Raw genomic sequence first — 695 nt, forward strand, 5'->3', positions numbered from 1 at the left:
CCGCGGGACTGGCTCGCGCTCGATGACGACGCGCAAGATTGGCCCGATTGGTGCCGTGACCGACTTGTTCACACGCACGAGCACGCGGGCTTGAGCGAACCCGCGGTGCACGCGGAATTGCGCGACAAGCTCGCAGCGATGTGCGCATCAACAGCTTGATGCCGCCTCAGCATTGCACACGTACACCGCACGATGTCATGAAAGTTCAAAACGCCAGCGACCTGCACTTGGAATTTCTTCAGCGCCTCAGTGCCGCCGTGGAGCCTCCAACGCCAGCACGACTCACCTCGTTCGCCGCCATCCAAAGCTAGTCATGGCCCCACACACTGACACAGCGTTGTTCCTTGACTTCGACGGCGTCCTGCACCCCGCAGTCGCAGAAGGGGAAAGGTGTCTACGAAACCGGCAGCAGCCCATATCTTAGAAAGCATGAGAGAGGAGCTTAGGATGGCAGCAGTTGATACGACCGCAGCCAACACCGCGTTTGCCAAAGTCGCGCGTGTCGGGCTTGGAAATGTTGAACTCGCCGATGTGCGTGCCGCCGCCTTGATGGTGTGGTACGGGCAGGAGGATCCGACTTTTGACGCCGTTCGCGGGCCCCACCTTGATGAGGCCGTAGCACTCGTCGAGCGCCTGTCGTATTACAACGTGGTCCCGCTAGCGCGCAAGAAAGCCCTCAAGCGTCTCGTGCAAAA

Annotated in this window: 2 protein-coding genes; both read left to right on the forward strand. The window is 60.3% G+C overall.

Annotated features, from left to right (window positions below; genetic code table 11):
- Positions 1-159: HAD domain-containing protein (locus THIARS_RS19200; protein WP_342747780.1), on the forward strand; the 159-nt coding region annotated here is incomplete at its 5' end.
- 288 nt (positions 160-447) lie between these two features.
- A partial coding sequence (locus tag THIARS_RS18095; protein ID WP_141202472.1) for a hypothetical protein occupies positions 448-695 on the forward strand: 248 nt, incomplete at its 3' end.

The organism is Thiomonas delicata, from assembly GCF_900088825.1.
Taxonomy (GTDB): Bacteria; Pseudomonadota; Gammaproteobacteria; order Burkholderiales; family Burkholderiaceae_C; genus Thiomonas_A; species Thiomonas_A delicata.